1 pseudogene is annotated in these 673 nt (G+C 63.9%); it reads left to right on the top strand.

The features are described 5' to 3' along the window. Positions 1-103: 103 nt before the first annotated feature. Positions 104-673: pseudogene (locus LH128_RS29725) on the top strand (transposase); the annotation flags it as partial.

The following is a 673-nucleotide window of genomic DNA, read 5'->3' as shown; positions in this document are numbered from 1 at the left end:
TGGCGCCTAGCGGCTTGAGGTGATTCACTGCCTTTGCACGAGGGTGGAGGCGATGATGGCGGGACAGCCGAGTTTCTTCGATCTTTCGGACTGATACGAGGCGTTGAGCGCGGCAGGTGATCGGCTTGAACGGCTTGCGGCTGTCGTCGACTTCGAGGCTTTCCGCGGCCCGTTGGTAGCAGCGCTGCGGCGAAGTGTCCGCGGCAAGGGTGGCAGGCCGCCGTTTGATCCGGTCCTCATGTTCAAGATCCTCGCTGCAGGCGCTCTACTCGCTGTCTGACGAGGCCGCCGAGTTCCAGATTAAGGATCGCTTGTCGTTCGAGCGCTTCCTAGGGCTCGGGCTCGACGGCACGGTGCCGGACGCAACGACGGTGTGGTTGTTCCGCGAGAGGCTGGTCAAGGCCAAGGCGATCGACAGGCTGTTCGCTCGCTTCGATGCCGCGCTCACCGAGCGGGGCTATCTCGCCATGGGTGGGCAGATCATCGACGCCACGGTCGTGCCGGCACCCAAGCAGAGGAACACCGAGGCCGAGAAGACGGCGATCAAGGAGGGCCGAGTGCCCGAGGGCTGTAAATCGGCCCAGATCAGGCAGAAGGATCGCGATGCACGCTGGAGCGTCAAGTACACCAAGGCAAAGGTGAAGGAGGGCGCCGATCCCAAGGCGGCGAAGCC

Origin of the sequence: Sphingomonas sp. LH128 (assembly GCF_000293195.2) — a bacterium.
Taxonomy (GTDB): Bacteria; Pseudomonadota; Alphaproteobacteria; order Sphingomonadales; family Sphingomonadaceae; genus Novosphingobium; species Novosphingobium resinovorum_A.
Note: the sequence above shows the minus strand (reverse complement) of the source record. Positions and strands in the feature narration are given on the sequence as shown.